Consider the following 20,101-nt stretch of genomic DNA (forward strand, 5'->3'; position numbering starts at 1 on the left):
ACGGATCTCGACGACAGGACCGAGCTCGTGCCGGCTGCTGCGCAAGCCGTACGCACCCGGTGGCTGCAGCCTAAATTCCACCGTCACCGCGGTACCTGACCAAGCGCATCGACGCGACATTCGACCGGCCCTTCGGCTTTCTGACGGTCCACCGCACCTCGCGGCTCGTCCTCGCAGCGGGCTGGGTCGCCGAACCCGTGCCGTGGCGTGAGTACGAGAGCGAAGAGTACAGCGAGGGCGACGAGTGACCGCAGCGCTCGAAGGACGCGCAGTCAGCTCGGCCGCACCCGTCGGCCTGCTTCTGCGCCTGCTGTAACCGGAGTACGCGCAAGCGTGGTCCACGTCGTGCCGGGCGCGTCGCGGCTTTCCGCACGATGCAATCGAAGAGATCCTCACCTGACGACGCCACACACCACGGAACCCTGGGCGAGAACTGGCCACGGGGAGGCGGAGTGTGTGGCGACCTCTGCCACGAGAAGCGGCCCGTGGAATCAGGGGGAAACCCCGGAATCGTAGAGTAGGTGTGGAGATGGGAGCGGGTGACCCTGCGGCGTCTGCGGGTACAGACACTGTTCGTGAGCCGATCGACGTACTGGCCCTGATCGGTGGCGACCTGACCGTGGTCAGGTGGACCGGAGCCGCCGAGCGCCTGTGGGGCTACTCGGCTGCCGACGTGGTGCACCGTCCCGCAAGGGGCCTACTGGCGTCTCCCGGAGCGTCGGTTGCCACCGACGTCCTGACACCTTCACGGCCCTGGTCCGGACTGGTGGGGATCAGGCGCAGCGACGGCAGCGAGGCAGAGGTGGAGATCCGGGTCACTCCCCTGCCCGGTGGCGACGGGGAGGAGGACTGGTTCGCCTGGTCGGGCGAGCCGGCGGTCTGGCCCGGTATGAAACCCTCGGTACTGAACGCGCTGTTCGAGCGTTCGCCGATCGGTATCGCCGTCTGGGACGAAGAGCTGCGCTGCACCTGGGTCAACGGCGGCGAGACCGACAGGGGCCTTTGTCCGTCCGGCGCCGAGCTGGGACGCCCCGTCACGGAACTGTTCGCGACAGAACATCCCGCATTCCTGGAGACCGCCCTGCGGCAGGTCCTGGAGGACGGCGTACCGCTGCTCGACCAGGAACTGGGTCCGCACACGGCGACTGGCCACGACGCCCCCTGTTTCTCCGTCTCCTTCTTCCGCCTGGACGACGCGCAGGGCCGAGCGGTGGGTGTGTGCTCGATGGCCGTGGACGTCAGGGACAGCCAGTCGCGCGAGCGGCTCAGCCTGCTCAGCGCGGCGGGTACACGCATCGGGACCACGCTGGACCCCATGGACACCGCTCAGGAGTTGACGGACACCGCGGTGCCGGTCCTGGCGGACTACGTCACGGTCGATCTGGCCGAGGTGGTCCGGCCCGGCGAGGAGCCGCTGGAACACCTGGATTCCACCGACGTCAGCATCCCCGTCTTCTACCGTGCCGCCGCCGCATCCCTCCATGCGGACATGCGTGAGTCCCTCTGGCGCCGTGGGACACCGGTTTTCGTCCCCCCGTCATCTCCCTTCACCACCGTTCTCGGTTCACGGAGATCTCACTTCGAACCGACCCTCGACACCTCCCCGGGCTCCTGGCTCGACACCGACCCGGACCGGGCCCGCGTCATTCGTGCGACGGGGATGCATTCTCTGATGGTGGTCCCGCTCCAGGCTCGCGGGGCAATGCTCGGCGTCGCCGTCTTCGTACGCACCGAGAACCCGGCCCCCTTCACCCAGGCCGACCTTGCCCTCGCAGAGGGACTGTGCGACCGAGCCGCGCTGAGCCTGGACAGCGCTCTTCGGTACACCCGGGAGCGGGAGACCGCTCTCGCGCTGCAGCGCGATCTGCTGCCGCATCATTTGTGGGGCGGAAATTCGGTCGAGGTGGCCTCCCGGTACCGGCCCTCGGACACGCGCGGCGGTGTCGGCGGTGACTGGTTCGACGTCATCCTTTTGCCCGATGCCCGAGTCGTCCTGGTGGTCGGAGACGTCGTCGGCCACGGAATCAACGCGGCAGCGGCCATGGGGCGACTTCGTACCGTCGTCCGGACGCTCACCAACTTGAGTATCCCTCCGGCCGAACTGCTCGCACGGCTGGACGAACTCGTCATCAAATTGGCCCAGGAGCAACCCGACGACACCGCTGCCACCATGATCGCCGTGGCTGCCACCTGTCTCTATGTGATCTACGATCCCGCCACCCGGCTCTGCACCATGGCGAGCGCGGGGCATCCCCCGCCCGCGATCATCTCCCCCGACGGAACCGTCACGTTCGCAGATGTGCCACCGGGGCCGCCCATCGGAGTCGGAATGATGGAGTTCGAGTCGGTCGAGACGGAGCTGGCAGAGGGAAGCGTGATCGCGCTGTACACCGACGGCCTGATCGAGACCCGCAGAGGGACCATCGACGAAGGGCTGGACCGGCTGCGTGAAGCTCTCGCCCAAGCGCCACCGGCCCTGGACGAGCTCTGCGCGGCAGTCGTGGCGACCATGCTGGCCGCAGCGCCGCCCGAGGACGATGTCACGCTTCTCCTTGCTCGGACCCGTGCCACGAACCGGGATTCCCGCGCCTGAGGTCCCGTTCCCTGGCCCCACCGGCCCCACCGGCCCCACCGGTCTGACGTCGGCCGAGGCCGATCTCCGCGAAAAAGCCGAGGGTGTGCTGCAACTCGCGGAACAGCGACCCCACCGACGACCTGCGGCCGGAGGCGGCGGCCGACTTCGCCCGCGACGGTGGGACGGCCTTCGCCTCCGCCGGCGACCTTGCGGCCACGGTGGATGTCCTGGTCGCCGTCGTGGTCAACGCCGCCCAGGTGGAGTCGGTGCTCTTCGGCCCGGGCGGAGCGGCCGACCGGCTCCGCCCGGGCTCGGTCTTCGTGATGTGCTCCACGGTCGACCCCGACTGGTCCGCCGCGCTCGAAGGACACCTGGCCGAGAAGGGTGTGCTCTGTCTGGACGCTCCCGTCTCCGGCGGCGCCGCACGTGCCGCGACCGGCGAACTGACGATGATGACGTCGGGCTCGGCTGCGGCATACGCGGTCGCCGACCCGGTGCTCGAGGCCATGAGCAGCACGGTCTACCGCCTGGGGGACCGCGCCGGGCTCGGCTCCAAGGTCAAGATCGTCAACCAGCTGCTCGCGGGTGTGCACATCGCCGCGGCGGCGGAGGCCATGGCCCTGGGCGTCAAGGCCGGCGTTCCGGCCGAGGCGCTCTACGAGGTCATCACGCACAGCGCCGGGAACTCGTGGGATGTTCGAGAACCGCATGGCGCACGTCCTGGCCGGTGACTACACGCCCCTGTCCGCGGTCGACATCTTCGTCAAGGACCTGGGACTCGTGCTCGACTCCGCCAGGTCGGACAGGTTCCCGCTCCCCCTGGCCGCCACGGCCCACCAGATGTTCCTGCAGGCGTCGGCCTCCGGCCTGGGAGCCGAGGACGACAGCGCAGTCATCAAAATCTTCCCGGGCGTCGACCTGCCCGAGCCGACGGAGGTCTGACATGGGAATCCGACTCGGGTGCATCGCCGACGACTTCACCGGCGCCACGGACCTGGCCAACAACCTGGTGCGCGCGGGCATGCGCGTGGTCCAGCTGATCGACGTACCGGCGGCCGACGACGAGCGGGACGTGGACGCGGACGCCGTGGTCATCGCGCTGAAGTCGCGGACCGTCCCGGCCGCCGAGGCCGTGGACGCCTCGCTGCGGGCCCTGGACCGGCTGCGGTCCGCGGGCGCCGAGCAGATCTACTTCAAGTACTGCTCCACCTTCGACTCGACACCGGTGGGCAACATCGGACCGGTCACCGAAGCCCTGATGGACGCGCTGGGCACCGACTTCACGGTCGCGACCCCGGCCTTCCCCGACAACCGGCGGACGGTCTTCCAGGGGCACCTCTTCGTCGGCGACGTACTGCTCAGCGAGAGCGGCATGCGCGACCACCCGCTGACGCCGATGACCGACTCCAACCTGGTCTCCGTCCTCGGCGCGCAGACGGGAAGGCCGGTCGGCCTCATCGACCACACGGTGGTCGCCGACGGCGCCGAAGCGATCGGGGCCCGTATCCAGGACCTGCGCGAGGACGGTATCGCCATCGCCGACGCCGTCTCCAACGACGACCTGGTACGCCTGGGCGCAGCCGTGCAGGGGCTGCCCCTGGTGACCGCCGGCTCGGGACTCGCGATCGGTCTCCCCGCGAACTGGGGAATCAAGCCCTCGCGCGCCGCCGCGCAGCTGCCGCCCGCCGGCGGCCATGCGGCCATCGTCTCCGGGTCGGTCTCCGTCGCCACGAACCGCCAGGTCCAGGAGTTCCTGCGCACCGGCCGGCCCGCGTTCAGCGTGGATCCGTTGCGGATCGCGGCGGGCGAGGACGTGTCCGGCCAGGCCCTGGCGTTCGCCGAGTCGCATACCACCGGCCGGGCGACCCGCGCGTGGCCGATCTGGTGGCCGACCGCATCGCCGACCGCGCTGCGAGCGGCACACCGATCAGGGCCGTCCTGCTCGACCGCCTCGGACCTGTCGTCTGGGGCCCCGACGCGGCCACCGCCCTCGCTGTCCTCGAAAGCGGCCAGTCGCTGCCGGACATCCGGGCCACGAGAAGCAGGGGCAACACGAAGAGGAGGAGCACGAGGACAGCGGTGGGTGTGGCGTACCCGAGTCCCTTGGCGCGTCGGGTGCGCCACCACGGGGTGCGGCGGCGCGGACGGCTCTCCGTGCCGGGTGGGCTCTGGGCGGCGACACGTCGGGTGGGCGGGTTGAAGGCTCGGGTGGGCATGCATCCTCCGAATCAAGGGGTCCGGGGCGCGGCCCCGTGCGGTGCGGCGTCAGCCGTCGCCCCACACGGGGCCCGACCGACTCCCTCAGTCCGTCAGGGACTTGGTGACGGCCGCGTTGTCCTCGCCGACCTTCCCGGCATCCCCGAACACCGCGTCCCGCATGAGCCTCAGCCACGGCCCGTTCGGGTCGTTGAAGGTCTGCCCGAACTTGCCGGAGTACGGGGTCTGCCCCTTGGCGACGAGCTGGTTGATGGTGACCATGCGCGGGTCGGCCGCGGCGTACTTGTTGTCGGCGAGGTCGGTCCGGGCGACCACGTCGCCGTTCTTCGCCAGGATGTCCACCTGCGCCTTGTCGCTCAGAGACCAGCTCAGGAAGTCCCAGGCCTGGTCCGCCTTGTCGCTGGTGGCGGCGATGCCGATGGCGTCGCCGCCGACGAACGTCGACTCCCCGCCGTCGGGACCCGGGATCGGGGCGACCCCGAAGTCGAGCTTCTTGGGCATGAGGCCCAGCGTGGTCGACGGCATCGGCATCACGCCGATGTTCCCCTTGGGGAAGAGGCCCGTCCAGGTCGCGCCGGTCTCGTCCTTGGCGCCGGGGGCGGTGATGCCGTCCTTCGCCCAGCCGCGGTAGACCTGGTAGACCTGCTTGGCAGTCGGCGAGTCGAGACTCGCCGCGGTCCCCTCGTCGTTCATGACCTGCTCACCGGCCGCCCAGATCGAGGGCCACCAGGTGAACACGCCGCAGCCACCGCAGTTCCCGCCGAAGAACGTGCCGTCGACGCCGCCGCCGAGCGCGTCCACCTTCCGTGCCTGCCGGTCCCATTCGGCGAGCGTCGTCGGCGGCTTGTCGGGGTCGAGACCCGCCTTCTTGTAGAGCGCCTTGTTGTAGAAGAGGACGGACAGATCGAGGGTGTGCGGAACAACGTACTTCTTGCCGTCGTGCGTGCCCGCCTTGAGGTGCGAGGGCGCGAGGTCGCCGGCGTACGGGAGCGCTGCGATGCGCTTCGTGAGGTCGGCGAACAGACCACTGGAGACGTAGTTCGGGGCGAAAACGACGTCCGCGGCGAACAGGTCGGGCAGGTCCTTGGAGCCCGCGGCCGTGCCGACCTTGGCCTGGTAGTCGTCGGTCGGGATGACGGTCAGTTTCACGTTGTTCTTGTGGCTCGCGTTGTAGGCCTTCACCAGTTCCTGGCTCTGCGCCTGCGTGGCGGCGCGGGTCCACATGGTCAGCGTCGTCCCGTCGTCGACGCCCTTGACGTTCCCGGACCCCTTGCTCTTGCCGTCGCTGTCGGTGGCCCCCATGCCCTTGCCGCATCCGCCGGCCAAGACGGCCACGACGGCAGTGGCGAGGGCTGCGGCGGCGATACGACGGACCGGTGTGAGCGCTGAGGCGGCTCTCCTCATGCTGGCACTCCCCTGCTACGGCCGCGCACAACGGCGGCGCCGAAAGAGTCAGAAATGCTTTTCTGTTGGAACGTAGGGGCGTGCACCCTTGCAGTCAATGGGCTTGTAGCGAATAGAAGTTGAGGAGTCGGCAAGCATTCGAACGTTCACCGAAAACCTTTTAGGTCGTCCGAAATCTCGACTACACTCACACCCATGACACCGCCCCGCCCACGCGAACCGAACCGCACCCGGGCCCGCGCCACCACCCTCACCGACGTGGCGCGCCTGGCCGGGGTCTCGGTGGCCACTGCCTCCAAGGCGCTCAACGGCCGCACGCAGGTTCGCGCCGAGACCCGGGCGCGGGTGCAGGAGGCCGCCGAGCAGTTGTCCTTTCGGCACAATTCCCTGGCGCGCAGCCTGCTGGCCGGCAGGACGGGCACGGTGGGGCTGCTGACCAGCGATCTCGACGGCCGATTCTCCATCCCGATCCTGATGGGCGCCGAGGACGCGTTCGGGGCGGGCCGCGCCGCGGTGTTCCTGTGTGACGCGCGCGGCGACGCGATCCGTGAACAGCACCATGTGCAGGCGCTGTTGGAGCGCCGCGTGGACGGCCTGATCGTGGTGGGCTCCCGCACCGACCCGCGCCCCTCGCTCGGCCGGGAACTGCCCGTCCCGGTCGTGTACGCCTATGCACCGTCGGCGGACACCCAGGAGGATCTGTCCATCGTGCCGGACAGTGTCGGCGCCGGACAGATGGCCGTCGGCCACCTGCTGTCCTGCGGGCGCAGCCGGATCGCGCACATCACGGGCGAGCCGGGCTATCTGGCTGCGCGGGAGCGGGCCGACGGCGCGGTAGAGGCGATGGAGCAGGCGGGTCTGCGGCTGCTGGAGGAGCCGCTGTTCGGGAACTGGTCGGAGGGCTGGGGCCGGGCCGCGGCCACGATGCTGCTCGACCGGCATCCGGACCTCGACGCGCTGCTGTGCGGCAACGACCAGATCGCCCGCGGCGCGCTCGACACCCTGCGCGAGCGTGGCCGCAGCGTGCCCCAGGAGGTGGCGGTGATGGGCTTCGACAACTGGCACACCGTCACCGACGGCGCCCGCCCGCCGCTGACCAGCGTCGACCACAACCTCCAGGAGATCGGCCGGCTTGCGGCCCAGGCGCTGTTCGAAGCCATCGACGGGCACACCAGGTGCGGGGTCGAACTGCAGCCAGGACGTGTGGTCATCCGCGGGTCGACGGCGGCACTCGGCTGAGTCCGGGGCGCCCGCTCGCGACAGCTCTTCGTCGAGGCGGTCCGCTCCGCGGGGCGCCGACGTACGGGCCGGGCGGGACGGGCCCCGGCCCGAAGCGGGAGGAGAGGGCGGAGCCGAGTGATGTTCCCGACAGCGACAGACCGCCCGTCATCGGTCGGGGCGACAGGGGCCGGGATCGCGGCGACGCCGGCCGGAGGCCGGCATCAGTGATCTCACCGCGTTCCTTCCGCGCGGGTCGAGCGTTCCCGCCGCCTGTGAGCGGCGCGCAAGGCCCGGCCGTCAGATTCGCCGTAGATGGCCCGAGCGCCCTCCGACGCCCTCGTGCGTAGCCCGGCTTCCGGGAGTACGGCCGCCCACCCGCCCGCTGTGGGAAGCCCGTCGTCGTCACATGGGCGAGGGGCCCGGTGTCAGCGCCGTAGCAGACGGAGGTCGACGGACTCGGACATGGCCTTCATGCCCGCGTCGTTCGGGTGGATGTGGTCGCCGGAGTCGTAGGCGGGGTTGAGGGCAGAGGGGTCCGCAGGGTCGCGCATGGCGGCGTCGAAGTCGATGACGCCGTCGTAGGCACCGCCGGTGCGGATCCAGTCGTTGACGCTCTGGCGGATCGCCTCGGCGGCGGGTGTGTAGTAGCCGTTGCCCTTGTCCGGCATCAGGGTCGCGCCGATGACGCGGACGCCGGCGGCGTGCGCCGCGTCGATCAGGGTGCGATAGCCGTCGATCAGGTGCTGGGCGGTCAGCGGCCCGCCGTCGGGCCCGGCATCGTTCCCGATGTCGTTGATGCCCTCGAAGAGGATCACGTCCGTGACGCCGGGCCGGCCGAGGGCATCGTGGCCGAACCGCTTCAGGGCGCTGACGCCCTGCCACAGATTGGGGACATCGGTGAGTACGCGGTTGCCGCCGATGCCGGCGTCGACGACGCTCAGCCGCTGCGGGCCGGGGGCGGCGGCGAGGCGGCGGCCAAGGAAGTCGGGCCACCGGGTGTAGGTGCCGGTCGAGGAGTGATAGCCGTCGGTGATCGAGTCGCCGAAGGCGACGACGGTGCCGTTCGCCGTGGAGGCCAGGACGTCGAGACCCGCCAGGTAGTACCAGGAGGTCGTGGTGGCCGTGAACGCGGTGGCGCTGTCATCACCGCTGTGGTCGCCCAGAGCCGTGTAGGTCGTGTCGAAGGCGTCCGAGTGCCAGGTCGACATGCCCGTGGCTCCGGGTATGTAGAGGCTGACGAGCAGGTTCTGTTCGGCCTCGACCGGGATCGGGACGATGTCGCTGATCGCTTCTTCGCCGGCCGGAATCGTGACGTGGTCGGACCCGCCGAAGGTGATGTGCCGCGTGCTGCCGGGCTTTGCCGTGCCGCCGCTCGCCTGGAGAGCCACGTCCGCGGCTCCTACGTCGAGCGGCTCGGGGCTGTAGCGGTTCGAGAGGGTGATCCGGGCGTCCGAGCCCGCGACGCTGCTGTGCACGACCATCCGAATGGTCCGGTTGTCGAAGGACGGGCCGCCGGTCGTCATGCTGGGCGCCCACGCACTCACCCGGGTGCCCGTCCCGTGCGACGTCGCAGTGGCCGCACTCGTGGTGCCCACGGACACCGTCGTGAGTGCCAGCGCGATCAGCGCCGCGGCCGTGGATCGCACGGATCTGCTGCGGGCTGGGCGACAACTCACCGCTACATGTTGCTTGTTGGATGACATCGGCACTGTCTCCGTTCCTCTCGTCGTTCGGAAGACACACTCGGCCTCGGAAGAGACACGGCACGGAGCGGGGCGCCCGATGAGGGCGGAGGCCCCGCGTCCGACATCCGTATACGGCTGCTCAGTCCACGAGCTCCGTCAGCGCCACCGACTCACCGGGCTCGAGGGTCACGGTCGTGCTGCGGCCGCCCGCGGTGACGGTGACCTCTCGGCCGCCGACGCTGTGCAGCGTGGCCCGGCGTACCCGGCCCCGCTCCCAGGCCACGTCCACGGTGAAGCCACCGCGCGCTCCCGCGCCCGCGATCGAACCGGACGCCGCCCATGCGTCGGGAAGTGCCGGGAGCAGTTCGATGTGGCCGGGGCGGGAGTAGACGAGCATTTCCAGCATGGCTGCGGGAGTGCCCAGGTTGGCGTCGATCTGGAAGATCGCGCGGGTGTCGGAGACCCGGTACATGTCGAAGAAGTTCATGGCGGTGCCGGTGTTGCCGCCCGCCCACGGCCGCAGATTCGTCAGGAGCAGCCGGTAGGCCTTGTCGGCGTCCTTGAGCCGTGCCCAGCACGCCGCACGCCAGGCGCACGCCCAGCCGTAGCTCTCCATGCCGCGGGCGGTGAGGAGCGCGGTCGCGCCCTTCAGTGTGTCCGGGTCGTCGGCGTCCGGGCGGATGCGATCGCCGGGGAACAGGTTGATGAGCGGGGAGAGATGCCGGTGGGTGGTCTCACCCAGGTTGTCCTCGCTCATCCACTCCTCCAGCCAGCCGGTCTTGGCGCTGACCCGAGGCAGGTGGAGGCGCTCGCGCAGATCCGCGACGGTCGCGGCGTGGCCGGTGTCGCGGCCGAGGGTGCGGCACGCCTGCTCGTAGTGGCCGAAGAGGGACCACAGGAGTTCCTGGGTGTACGTGATGCCGCGGGCGTCCTGTGGGCCGTGCTCGGGCGACCAGTCGTGGTCGTCGATCAGCACCTCGCGACCGTCCACCGTCGTGGTGACCAGACGTGCCTGCCAGAACTCGCAGGCGCCCTTCAGGAGGGGGTGGATGCGGGCAAGGTACGCGGAATCCTGCGTGAACTCGTAGTGCTCGTAGAGGGATTCGCACAGCCAGGCATTGCCCGCCGGGTGCCACCACCAGCCCAGGCCACCGTACGGATTCGTGGAGAACGCGACGGTCCAGCCGGCGACCTTGCCCGAGGTGTTGCGGTAACGGTTCCGGGAGTCCTGGAACTGCTCCTGGGTGACCTTGTTCCAGGCAGGCAGCTGGGCGAGGCAGTACTCGGCGAACGCGGTGAAGGTCTCGCCGAGTCCGGCCCGGTCGGGGAACCAGTAGTTCATCTGAAGGTTGACGTCGGTGTGGTAGTCGCCCATCCAGTCCGGCGTGTTGCCCTCCAGCCACAGCCCTTGCAGGCCCATGGGGAGCCCGTCACGTGAGCCGCAGATGGTCAGGTAGCGCCCGAACTGCAGGTAGCTGGCCTCGAGTTCGGGATCGGGGGCGGACCCGTCGGCGGCGCGCGCCGTGAGCCGGGACCAGGTGTCGAGCCTGCGCTGCCGTGCGGTGGACGAACCGAGGTCGAGTGTGAGCCGGTCGTAACGGAACCGGTAGTCGCCGACGTGGGTGTCACGCAGCGCTTCACCCGAACTGGCCGCCGCCGCAAGAACCTTGGACTGGGCGAGGCGCAGCGGGTCGGCGTCCAGGTCGCGGTAGCCGGTGGCGTGGTCGGGGGCGTAGTCGGTACCGCCGCTGATCACGACCACGACCTCGGTGCAGTCGGTGAAGGTGACCCGGGATCCGGTGGCGGTCACGGTTCCGCCGCCCGCGCCCGCGGTGGCGGTGACGCTGGCCGCGTACCGCAGACCGTTGGCGAAGGCGGCAGTGAAGGAGGCGAGGCGGCGGGCGGTGTCCGGGGTGGTTGTCTCGCCGTGGGTGCCGGACAGGACGAGGCTTCCGGTGAGGGTACCGCCGCCGCTCTGGCTGAGTCGGATGACGAGGGCGTCGTCCGGGGCGGAGACGAACATCTCCCGGAGGTAGCGCACCTTGCCCTTGGTGTACGCCGTGGTGACCAGGCCGTTGCTGAGGTCGAGGGTGCGCCGGTAATCGCGTACGGCGGCGCGGTCGTGTCCCGGCAGGGTCAGGACGGCCCGGGCGAGGAGAGTGAAGCTGCCGAAGTCATCGCGACCGTAGGGGAATTGGCCGTCGCTGTCGAGGGTCGTATTGGCTCCGCCGGTCCACAGGGAGGCGTCGGTCACGTGGAGCAGTTCGCGGGCGGGGTCGCCGCCGACGAGGGCGCCGATGCGGCCGTTGCCCAGCGGCAGGCCCTGCTCGATGAGGAGGTCCTCGTCGGCGGGCTCGGGGTACCAGAGGGTGGTGGCATCGTCGGCGGGGACGAGCGGGGAGGTGGTGGGGCGGTTCGGCGCGGCGTGGGCGGTGAAGGCGGGCAGGGCGTTCAGCGCGAGGGCGGCGCCGAAGCCGGTTCCGAGGCCGAGAAAGGTACGACGGGACGGTGCGTTGCTCATGTGCGGGTCCTTCCGTGGACCGGCGAGGTCCGACGCACGCAGCGGGACCTCGCCGGGAGACGACTGAGGGGCCTACGACAGCTTGATCAGCCGGGAGCCGTGGGCGGGCACGGACGAGGCGGTCCATGTCTGCTTTACGGTGCCGAGGTCCTGGCGCGCGACGACGTCACGCAGGTGCTGCGGGCCGCGCAGGCCGAGGTCCTTGAAGTTCACGGTGATGTCGGTGGCCGAGGAGCCGAGGTTGTAGACCGCGAGGTACGTGTCGTCGCCGACGCGCTTCGTCCACACCTGGGTGTCACCGGAGGCGAGCTGCCGGGGCAGGACGGAGGCCTGGTCGACCGCGATGACCTCAGGGTTGGTGAGGATGGCCTTGGCCTTGTCGTCGAGGAACCAGATGTCACCGCCGACGTACAGCGGGGACGACGCCATCGACCAGAAGGTCATGACGCTCTGCCGTTCGGTGTCGTCGATGCCGTCCTGGAGGCCGCTGCCGGTGTTGTTGTTGATCGGCATGGAGTCGAGGTCGGCCAGGTAATGCGGGGCGTCCACCTTGCCGAGCCATTTGGGCAGGTCGCTCCAGCGGTCGTCGACGGAGCTGGTCCAGCTGCTGGTGGTCTCGCAGTAACACTCGACGTCGGTGTCGACCCGCACACCGTTCGCATACGGCTTCAGGCCGTCGGCCGCGGCGATGTCGACGGGCCAGGCGCTCGCGGTCAGCCACATCTTGCGGCCGCTGTGGTCGATGGCGGTGGACCAGGCCTTCATGTCGGCGACGTTGTCGACTGTCACGCCGTCGATCTTGATGAAGTCGACGCCCCAGGAGGCGTAGCGGGCGACGATGGAGTCGATGTAGTCCTGGGCACACGGGTTGCTGTAGTCGATCTTCCAGTTGCCGCCCCACTTGTTGGTCGGCGTCAGCGGCTTCACCGCGATGTCCTGCGCATGACAGTCTGTGCCGAGGATCGGCGCGTTCTTGTCGTACACCTCCTTCTCCAGACCGGCGGCGCCGTACAGGCCGAGGTTGAGACCCTTGCCGTGGACGTAGTCGGAGAGGGTCGGCATGCCGCTGGGGAAGCGGTCCTTGTCGGCGTCGGGGATGCCGTTGGCGTCGGTGTGGAAGTTCCAGTCGTAGTCGAAGTTCCAGCCGGCGTCGATGTTCAGGTTCTTGTAGCCGGCCGAGGAGAGCTTGCTGCTGAGGGAGTCGGCGGCGTTCTTGATGTTGCCCTCGTTCAGCCAGTGCGTGCCGTAGCCGTCACGCGAGGATGACTCCACGCTCCAACTGCTCCAGCCCATGAACGGCTTGACGTAAGGGGTCTTGGCCTCGGCGGTGGCGGACGGCAGGGCGAGGGTGAGGGGCAGTGCGCAGGCGGCGGTGAGCGCCGCACGCCGGAACGATCTGGTCACGGGCAATACCTCCAGAAGGAAGGGAGTTCAGGACTTGAGACCGGACATCGCGATGCCCTGGACGATGTGGCGCTGGGCGACCAGGAACATGATCACGAGCGGGAGGATCGCCACGGCCGTGCCCGCGAACAGCTCGGGCAGGTTGACGGTCTGGGAGGTGAGGAAGCTGGAGAGGGCGATCTGCACGGTCCAGCTGTTCGGGTCCTGGCCGATCATCAGCGGCCACAGGAAGGAGTTCCACGCCTCGATGAAGGACAGCGCCCCGAGCGAGGCGATCATCGTGACGGAGTTGGGCAGGATGATCCGCCCGTAGACACCGAGATGGCTCAGGCCGTCCAGGCGGCCCGCCTCCTCGATCTCGGCGGGGAAGGACAGGTAGAAGCTGCGGAAGAGGACGACCGCGAACGCGTTGAACAGGCCCGGCGCGATCAGTCCCCACATCGTGTTGACGCCGCCCATGGAACCGACCACGACGAACGTCGGCAGGAACGTGACGGCCTGCGGGATCATCAGCGTGCCGACGATGAGCGAGAGGACGACCGCGCGCCCCGGCACGTCGATGCGGGCCAGCGCATACCCGGCCATCGAAGCGAGCAGCGTCGACACCGGCGCCGAAATCAGGGCGATCAGCAGCGAGTTGACCAGCGACCGGCCGAACGGCCGCTCCGGGTTGTCGAACAGGGCGGTGAAATTGTCCCAGCTCAGCGAGGACGGCAGCCAGTGCCAGTCGGTGGCGGTGACCTCCGGCGTCGTCATGAACGCGTTGCGCAGCAGGACGTAGAACGGGATCAGGAAGACGACAGCCAGCAGGCACAGCACCAGGTACGTGGCGACGGAGCCCAGCACGCTCCCTCGGTAACGGTTCATGGGTTCAGTCCTTGTCGCGGGCGAACCCGAGGATCCGGCCCTGGAGGAGCGTGACCAGTACGATCAGAAGGGTGAGCAGGAAGGCTCCGGCGGAGCCGACGCCGTAGTCCTGGTCCTGGAGGGCGACGCCGTACAGGTGCATGAGTGGGGTGCGTACGGGTTCGCTGCCGAGCGACGCGCCCGTGGAGAAGATCGCGTAGAACTCGTCGAAGGCCTGGAGCGCGGCGATGAGCATCAGCAGCAGGATCGCGACCGACGTGTTGCGCAGCATGGGGAAGGTGATGCTGCGGAAGGTGCGCCAGGCGCCGGCGCCGTCGAGGGCTGCGGCTTCGTAAAGGTGCTGCGGGATGGACTGGAGCCCGGCGATGAACAGGATCATGTACAGGCCGACTTGGAGCCACAGCCGCAGCGTGACCAGCACGATCCAGTACAGAGGCGGGCTCTGCGTCTGGATCCAGGGAGTCGGGTCGGCGCCGAACAGCGCGCCGAGAGTGTTCGCGAGGCCCGACGGTACGCCGCTGAACAGGGCCATCTTCCAGATCATCGCGGCGGCGACGTAACTGACAGCGGCGGGCAGCAGGAAGGCCGTGCGGAAGAAGGCCCGGCCGCGCCGCACCCGGTTGACCAGGACGGCGAGGCCCAGCGACGCGGCGAAGGTGAGCGGCACGATGAGCGCCGTGAACAGCACGATCATCGTGAGCGAGTCGCGGAACCGCTCGTCGCCCAGGAGCTCCTGGTAGTTGTCGAGACCCACCCAGTTCCCGAGGGAGATGGTGCGGCGGGCCTCGCTGAAGCTGAGCAGAAAGCTCCAGCCGATGGCGACGTAGCGGAAGACGCCGAGCCCGATCAGCATCGGCGCGGTGAGGACGACGAAGGCGAGGGCCTTCGAGCGTCGCTCGGTCAGCCGCCGGCGGCGAGGCGCCGTGGCGGGCGCCGGCCGGGCGGCACTCTTGCGCAGGGGCGCGGTGCCGGTGGCGGTCATGACGGTCAGCCCATCTGCTTGTCGAGGTCTGACTGCGCCTTGGACTGGGCCTTCTTCAGGGTCTTCTCCGGCGCGGATCCCTTGGCGATGTCGGCAGCCGCGGCGATGAACCCGGCCTGCATGGCCTGCGTCCACTCGGCGGGGAAGGAGATGCCGTTCGTCGCTGCGATCGTGGCGGCGTCCTTGGCGGCACCCTTGCTCAACTCTGGTGTCCTCGCCGCGACTTCGGTCTGCGGCGGAACATGGAAGCCGTACTTGACAGCCCAGTCGATCTGGATGTCGGCCTGCTTGATCCACAGCCAGTGAAGGTACTTCTTGGCCTCGGCGATGTGCTTGCTCTTGGAGTGGACGGCCTGCGTCCAGCCGCCGAGCCGGGCGACGGGCTTGCCTGTGGAGTCGTACGCGGGCCAGGGCACCACGCCGAAGTCGTCACCGAGGGCCTTCTCGACGGCGGGCAGCGCCCACAGGCCGCACCACTGCATGGCGGTGGCGCCTTGGTTGATCGCCCCCGGGTCGTACCAGTCGGTGGTGAAGCCCAGCAGCACCGACTTGTCTGAGTGCAGGTCGCGCAGGCCGCCGATGGACTTGGCGGCGTCGGCGTAGACGACCTTGTTCCCGTCGATGAGGTCGACGCCCTGGGACCAGGCGAGCAGGTAGGGGCTGTCGCCGATGCCGTCGTTGCCAATGAAGAGGCCCTTCACTCCGCCGGACGTCAACTTCTTCGCGGCGTCGGCAAGTTCGGCGAAGGTGGTGGGCGGGGTGACGCCGGCCTTCTTCAGCATCGACTTGCGGTAGTACAGCACCATGATGTCGTCGATGGTCTTGATGCCGTACAGCTTGCCGTCGACGGTGAGGTAGTCGAGGTCCGCCTTGCTGAAGCCGTCCTTGGCGGATCCGTACACGTCGTCGAGGGGTTCGAGCTGTCCCTTGCGGGCCATCTCGGCGCGGAAGTCGCCGAGTTCGAAGATGTCGGGAGCGTCGGCGCCGAGGAGTGCGGCGTTCAGTTTGGTCTCGTACTGGGAGACATCGGCGCCCCACACCACGTTGATCGCGATGTCCGGGTTGGCCTTGGTGAACTCCTCGGCGTACCGCTTCACCGCGGCCTGCGTGCCCTCCTCTCCGTACTGGTGGTACCACTGCGTGAGCGTGACCTTGGCACCCTTCGCGGACGCCGTCTCCTGCGGGTTGCTGGAGCACGCGACGGCGGCACCCGCGACGAACAGCAGGGACGTGCCGAGGAAACCCCGGCGGGACAGGGCTGAGCTGGCGGTCATGACAGGGTCCTTCTCGGGGAGGGAGATGTACACGGGTTGGGGCGCTCAGGCGGCGAAGAGTGACTGGATGCTGACGGCGGCGGCCCCGCGCGCCCATTCCTCCCAAGGGAGGGGGCGCACGACGAGCGGGCAGCGGGCGGCGGCCCCGAAGGCCTGGGTGGTGAAGGCGGCGCGGATCTGCTCCTCGAAGAGGTCGTACGCGGCCACGCCCTCGCCGGAGACGACGACCCGCTCGGGGCCGACCAGGTTGACCATGGCGGCGAGGCCGAGTCCGATGGCCTTGCCCGCCTCGTCGAACACGGCGCGCACGGCGGCGTCCCCGCCGTGGGCGCGGTCGATCGCCGCGGCCATGTCAAGGTCCGGCTCACCCGTCGCGCGGCGGGCCCGGGCGACGATGGCCTCCTCGCAGGCGATCGCCTCAACGCAGCCGCGGGAGCCGCAGTGACACGCGGGTCCGTCCCCGGCGGCCACCGGGATGTGGCCGATCTCGCCCGCCACGCCGTAACCCCCGGCCACCAGACGGCCATTGACGACGAGCGCGCAGCCGATGCCGACGCCGACCGTGGCAAGGGCGAAGGAGTCGGCGCCCACCCCCTCGCCGAACCACTGCTCGGCGACGGTCAGCGCCTTGACATCGTTCTCGACGGTGACCGTCAACCCCGTGGCCGCGCCGACCAGTTCGGCCAGCGGGACATCGCGCCAGCCGAGGAACGGTGAGTAGCGCACGGCGCCGCCCGGCCGGTCCACGTCACCGGACACGGACACCCCGATGTGATGGGTCCGCTCGGCGTGGGCGGGGGTCAACTCCGCGACGAGCGCGGCGATCCCCCGGACGACCTGCTCGACGGACCGGTCGGTCACCGGTATGCGGTGGGCGGCCAGGACCTGTGCCCTCAGGTCGGTGACGACACCGATGAGTTCGTCGGCCGTGGCTTTGACACCCAGGAAGAACTCCCGGTCGGCACGGACCGCGAGGGGGTGTGCGGGACGGCCCGCGCCCTCGACGACCCGGGGGCCTTGCGGCAGTTCTTCCAGATATCCGGCTTCGATCATCGGTTTGACCGCTTTGGTGACGGCGGCGGAGGAGAGACCGGTGATCCGGGCGATCTCCGGGCGGACGACCGGGCCACGTGTGAGCACTGTCGTGAACACCGTGTTGGCCGCCGGAGACGCGAGCAGCTTCGCTCGGTTCAGCAACATGAGGGAAACGTAGGGGCAATAATTTCCTTCGTCAATATTTAAATTCGAGCAGTTCGGATCTAGGCTCCGGCTCATGTCTCAGGTGTCCTTCGACGAGCCCACTCGCACGTTCCTGCTCACAACCCCTGCCTCCTCGTACGCGCTGCGCATCGACGCGGACGACAACCCACGGCATGTGCACTGGGGCGCGCCACTCACGCTCGGCCAGGCCGCAGCCCTGCCCACGCACGACGGAGTGACCAGCAGCTTCGCCTCGACAGGCGGTGAGGAACTTGCGGTTGAGGGCGGCGCCCGTTTCGGGGTGCCGGCACTGCTCGTGCGGTACGCGGACGGGGCGCGCGGCGTCGAGTGGGCCTACGAGGGCCATGACATAGCCGAGGGCCGCCTCCACGTACGACTCCGCGACCACCATCACCCGCTCGGCTGCACGCTGCACTACGCGGTCCACGAGGACAGCGACGTCGTCGAACGCTCCCTGACGTTGCGGCACCTGGGCACCGCCGAATCGGCCGACGCGCCCATCGAGATCCTGCGCTGCGACGCCGCCAGCTGGTCCGTGCCCGCCGTGTCGGGCGTGCGGCTGAGCCACACGGTCGGCGAGTGGTCGGGCGAGACACAGCTGCGGCGCACCGAAGCCCCGTACGCCGAGACGGTGTTCACCAGCCGGCGTGGTGTCTCGGGGCACTACGGGAACCCCTGGCTGATGGTCGACGCGGGCGGCGCGGACGAGAGCCACGGGGAGGTGTGGAGCATGGTGCTCGCCTGGTCGGGCAGTTGGCGGATCACCGCACAGCGCGACCACACCGGCGGCCCGTTCACCGTCACCGGCGGCGCCGGGCACGACGGCCTGACGTGGCGGCTTCTGCCCGGCGAGAGTCACGAAACCCCGGTGTTCGCCGGCCAGTTCAGCCGTGGCGGATTCGGCGCGACGAGCCGCGGCTGGCACCGGTACGTCGCCGCGCACGTGCTGCCGTGCCCCGACGAGGTGCGCCCCGTGATCTACAACAGCTGGGAAGCGACCGGCTGGGACGTCACCCCGGAGGGCCAGCGTGCCCTGGCAGTGCGCGCCGCAGATCTCGGTGCCGAGCTCTTCGTCGTGGACGACGGCTGGTTCGGGCAGCGCACCAGCGACCGGGCCGGACTCGGCGACTGGCACCCGAACCCCGAGCGGTTCCCGCACGGGCTCGGCCCACTGGTCGAGGAGATCCGGCAGCTCGGGATGGGCTTCGGCCTGTGGGTGGAGCCGGAGATGACCAACCCGGACAGTGACCTGTACCGCGAGCACCCCGACTGGGTGCTGCACATGCCGCACCGCCGCCGCACCGAACTCCGCCACCAGCTCGTCCTGAATTTCGCGCGCACCGATGTCACCGAGTGGGCCTTCAAGTGGCTCGATGGGCTCGTCAGTACATACGCGATCGACTACCTCAAGTGGGACATGAACCGGGCGTTCACGGAGGCGGGCTGGCCCGGTCACCCCGACGCCGAACGCCTGTGGACCGACCACACACGGGGTGTCTACTCGGTGCTCGACCGGCTGCGCCGCGCCCACCCGGACCTGCGCATCGAGGGCTGCGCGGGCGGCGGCGGCCGTGCCGACCTCGGCATGCTGGCCCGCACCGACCAGACCTGGATCTCCGACAACACCGACGCCGATGACCGGATCGCCATCCAGCACGGCTACAGCCAGATCTACCCGGCTCGCACCATGTCCGCCTGGGTCACCGACAGCCCCAACCCGCACACCGCACGCATCACGCCCCTCTCCCACCGCTTCCACATCGCGATGGCCGGAGCCCTCGGCATCGGCGGCGACCTCTCCCGCTGGACCGAGGCCGAACTCACCGAGGCCCGCGAAATGGTGGGCGTCTACAAGGAGATACGTCCGGTAGTTCAGTTCGGCGAGCAGTTCCGGCTCGACGACGCCGTGCAGTACCACGCGGGCGACCGGGTCGTGGTGATCGCCTGGGGCCGGGACCGCGATCTGCGCCTGGCCGGCCTCTCCCCCACGGACGTCTACGTCGACGACGCCACCGGCACCGAACACCACGCGGCGACCCTGCTCACGCATGGTCTGCCGCTGCGGCTGCCGGCGGGGGAACGGCCGAGTGCGGTGCTCCGGCTGACGCGGCGGTGACGGCGGGCGGGGGACGGGACGCGGCAGACCGTGGCGGCAAAGCGCGGGCCGGACAGCTCGAGGAGGTGTCCGACCTGCGCGGCGGGGGTTCCGGTCATGCGGACGCCGCTCCCACCGCCCGAGCAGCATCACCGGATAGTTCGCGCGACGGCGGACAGGAGGTTGCCGATGACGAACAAGGCGACCAGGATCCCCTTGCGCGGCAGCCGCGCTGTCGCCGCGGTCAGGGCGATCGCCCCGACCGCGACACTGAGCGCGTACCCGGAGATCAGCCGGCCCGCCGCCGCCTCGGACACCGCGAAACTCGCCGCCACCTGCGGCAGCAGCCCGGCGATCAGGAACTCGGTCAGACGATACCGAATCCACCGAGTGCCGGCGCGACAAGCCCGCTCGGCATTCGTTGCCGTTCGCTCACCCATCCACCCTCGCCGCCTGGCGGCGGATGCGTCGATGGACAAAGACCGACGACGCTCGGACAGGAAGGTTCAGGACGCGGTCCGCCTGGTCTTCGTTCTGCTCGACGTACTCGCCCTGATCGCGCGGCCCTCGCCCCTTCATCGGCGAGTACCGAGAGATCGTCGCCCTGATCCGTAGATTGTATTCAGTATGCTAGC

The 20,101-nt window shown here is 69.5% G+C and carries 14 protein-coding genes and 1 pseudogene; 6 read left to right on the forward strand and 9 right to left on the reverse strand.

The genetic code is table 11. From position 1 onward, the window contains the following. Positions 1 to 529 precede the first annotated feature (529 nt). The 4 genes from OG878_RS05605 (at position 530) to otnK (ending at position 4,775) form a co-directional block, all read left to right on the forward strand. Complete coding sequence (locus OG878_RS05605) at positions 530 to 2,593, forward strand: SpoIIE family protein phosphatase (RefSeq protein WP_328885729.1); 2,064 nt, start codon at positions 530 to 532, stop codon at positions 2,591 to 2,593. An 83-nt stretch (positions 2,594 to 2,676) separates the two neighbouring features. Then, a complete protein-coding gene (locus OG878_RS05610; protein ID WP_328885730.1) occupies positions 2,677 to 3,306 on the forward strand; it encodes an NAD(P)-dependent oxidoreductase in 630 nt (209 codons plus the stop codon). After that, positions 3,269 to 3,517, forward strand: a complete 249-nt coding sequence (locus OG878_RS05615; protein WP_328885731.1) for an NAD-binding protein — start codon at positions 3,269 to 3,271, stop codon at positions 3,515 to 3,517. The genes OG878_RS05610 and OG878_RS05615 overlap by 38 nt, the downstream gene beginning before the upstream one ends. A 1-nt stretch (position 3,518) precedes the next feature. Next, the gene (otnK, locus tag OG878_RS05620) at positions 3,519 to 4,775 is read left to right on the forward strand and encodes a 3-oxo-tetronate kinase (protein WP_328885732.1); all 1,257 of its coding nucleotides are present in this window, start codon (positions 3,519 to 3,521) and stop codon (positions 4,773 to 4,775) included. Between the two features lie 101 nt (positions 4,776 to 4,876). Here otnK and OG878_RS05625 read toward each other — a convergent pair whose 3' ends face one another. Next, entirely contained in the window at positions 4,877 to 6,196 is a 1,320-nt protein-coding gene (locus OG878_RS05625; RefSeq protein WP_443049063.1) for an ABC transporter substrate-binding protein, read from the reverse strand. 195 nt (positions 6,197 to 6,391) lie between these two features. Between OG878_RS05625 and OG878_RS05630 the strand changes: the two genes are divergently transcribed. After that, on the forward strand, positions 6,392 to 7,435 hold the full coding sequence (locus OG878_RS05630) for a LacI family DNA-binding transcriptional regulator (protein WP_328885733.1): 1,044 nt from the start codon (positions 6,392 to 6,394) through the stop codon (positions 7,433 to 7,435). A gap of 407 nt (positions 7,436 to 7,842) precedes the next feature. Here the strand turns inward: OG878_RS05630 and OG878_RS05635 are convergent, their stop codons facing one another. The 7 genes from OG878_RS05635 to OG878_RS05665 form a co-directional block, all read right to left on the reverse strand. Then, a complete protein-coding gene (locus tag OG878_RS05635; RefSeq protein WP_328885734.1) occupies positions 7,843 to 9,063 on the reverse strand; it encodes an SGNH/GDSL hydrolase family protein in 1,221 nt (406 codons plus the stop codon). Between the two features lie 178 nt (positions 9,064 to 9,241). After that, positions 9,242 to 11,623, reverse strand: a complete 2,382-nt coding sequence (locus OG878_RS05640; protein WP_328885735.1) for a glycosyl hydrolase family 95 catalytic domain-containing protein — start codon at positions 11,621 to 11,623, stop codon at positions 9,242 to 9,244. Between the two features lie 72 nt (positions 11,624 to 11,695). Beyond that, on the reverse strand, positions 11,696 to 13,027 hold the full coding sequence (locus OG878_RS05645) for a glycoside hydrolase family 27 protein (protein WP_328885736.1): 1,332 nt from the start codon (positions 13,025 to 13,027) through the stop codon (positions 11,696 to 11,698). Positions 13,028 to 13,054: 27 nt separating this feature from the next. After that, complete coding sequence (locus OG878_RS05650) at positions 13,055 to 13,894, reverse strand: carbohydrate ABC transporter permease (protein WP_328885737.1); 840 nt, start codon at positions 13,892 to 13,894, stop codon at positions 13,055 to 13,057. A 4-nt stretch (positions 13,895 to 13,898) separates the two neighbouring features. Further along, on the reverse strand, positions 13,899 to 14,876 hold the full coding sequence (locus OG878_RS05655) for a carbohydrate ABC transporter permease (RefSeq protein WP_328885738.1): 978 nt from the start codon (positions 14,874 to 14,876) through the stop codon (positions 13,899 to 13,901). A 5-nt stretch (positions 14,877 to 14,881) separates the two neighbouring features. Further along, positions 14,882 to 16,150, reverse strand: a complete 1,269-nt coding sequence (locus OG878_RS05660) for an ABC transporter substrate-binding protein (protein ID WP_328885739.1) — start codon at positions 16,148 to 16,150, stop codon at positions 14,882 to 14,884. A gap of 45 nt (positions 16,151 to 16,195) precedes the next feature. Beyond that, entirely contained in the window at positions 16,196 to 17,350 is a 1,155-nt protein-coding gene (locus OG878_RS05665) for an ROK family transcriptional regulator (protein WP_328885740.1), read from the reverse strand. A 73-nt stretch (positions 17,351 to 17,423) separates the two neighbouring features. Here OG878_RS05665 and OG878_RS05670 point away from each other — a divergent pair, with 73 nt between their 5' ends. Continuing rightward, the gene (locus tag OG878_RS05670) at positions 17,424 to 19,487 is read left to right on the forward strand and encodes an alpha-galactosidase (RefSeq protein WP_328885741.1); all 2,064 of its coding nucleotides are present in this window, start codon (positions 17,424 to 17,426) and stop codon (positions 19,485 to 19,487) included. A 114-nt stretch (positions 19,488 to 19,601) separates the two neighbouring features. Here OG878_RS05670 and OG878_RS05675 read toward each other — a convergent pair. Next, positions 19,602 to 19,884: pseudogene (locus OG878_RS05675) on the reverse strand (MFS transporter); the annotation flags it as partial. Positions 19,885 to 20,101: the final 217 nt, after the last annotated feature.

This window comes from Streptomyces sp. NBC_00316 (assembly GCF_036158715.1).
Lineage (GTDB): Bacteria > Actinomycetota > Actinomycetes > Streptomycetales > Streptomycetaceae > Streptomyces.

Coding starts and splice junctions, on each gene's coding strand:
- OG878_RS05615 (WP_328885731.1), top strand. CDS start 3,269: ATGTTCGAGAACCGCATGGCGCACGTCCTGGCCGGTGACTACACGCCC.
- OG878_RS05660 (WP_328885739.1), bottom strand. CDS start 16,150: ATGACCGCCAGCTCAGCCCTGTCCCGCCGGGGTTTCCTCGGCACGTCC.
- otnK (WP_328885732.1), top strand. CDS start 3,519: ATGGGAATCCGACTCGGGTGCATCGCCGACGACTTCACCGGCGCCACG.
- OG878_RS05665 (WP_328885740.1), bottom strand. CDS start 17,350: ATGTTGCTGAACCGAGCGAAGCTGCTCGCGTCTCCGGCGGCCAACACG.
- OG878_RS05625 (WP_443049063.1), bottom strand. CDS start 6,196: ATGAGGAGAGCCGCCTCAGCGCTCACACCGGTCCGTCGTATCGCCGCC.
- OG878_RS05670 (WP_328885741.1), top strand. CDS start 17,424: ATGTCTCAGGTGTCCTTCGACGAGCCCACTCGCACGTTCCTGCTCACA.
- OG878_RS05640 (WP_328885735.1), bottom strand. CDS start 11,623: ATGAGCAACGCACCGTCCCGTCGTACCTTTCTCGGCCTCGGAACCGGC.
- OG878_RS05655 (WP_328885738.1), bottom strand. CDS start 14,876: ATGACCGCCACCGGCACCGCGCCCCTGCGCAAGAGTGCCGCCCGGCCG.
- OG878_RS05605 (WP_328885729.1), top strand. CDS start 530: ATGGGAGCGGGTGACCCTGCGGCGTCTGCGGGTACAGACACTGTTCGT.
- OG878_RS05650 (WP_328885737.1), bottom strand. CDS start 13,894: ATGAACCGTTACCGAGGGAGCGTGCTGGGCTCCGTCGCCACGTACCTG.
- OG878_RS05630 (WP_328885733.1), top strand. CDS start 6,392: ATGACACCGCCCCGCCCACGCGAACCGAACCGCACCCGGGCCCGCGCC.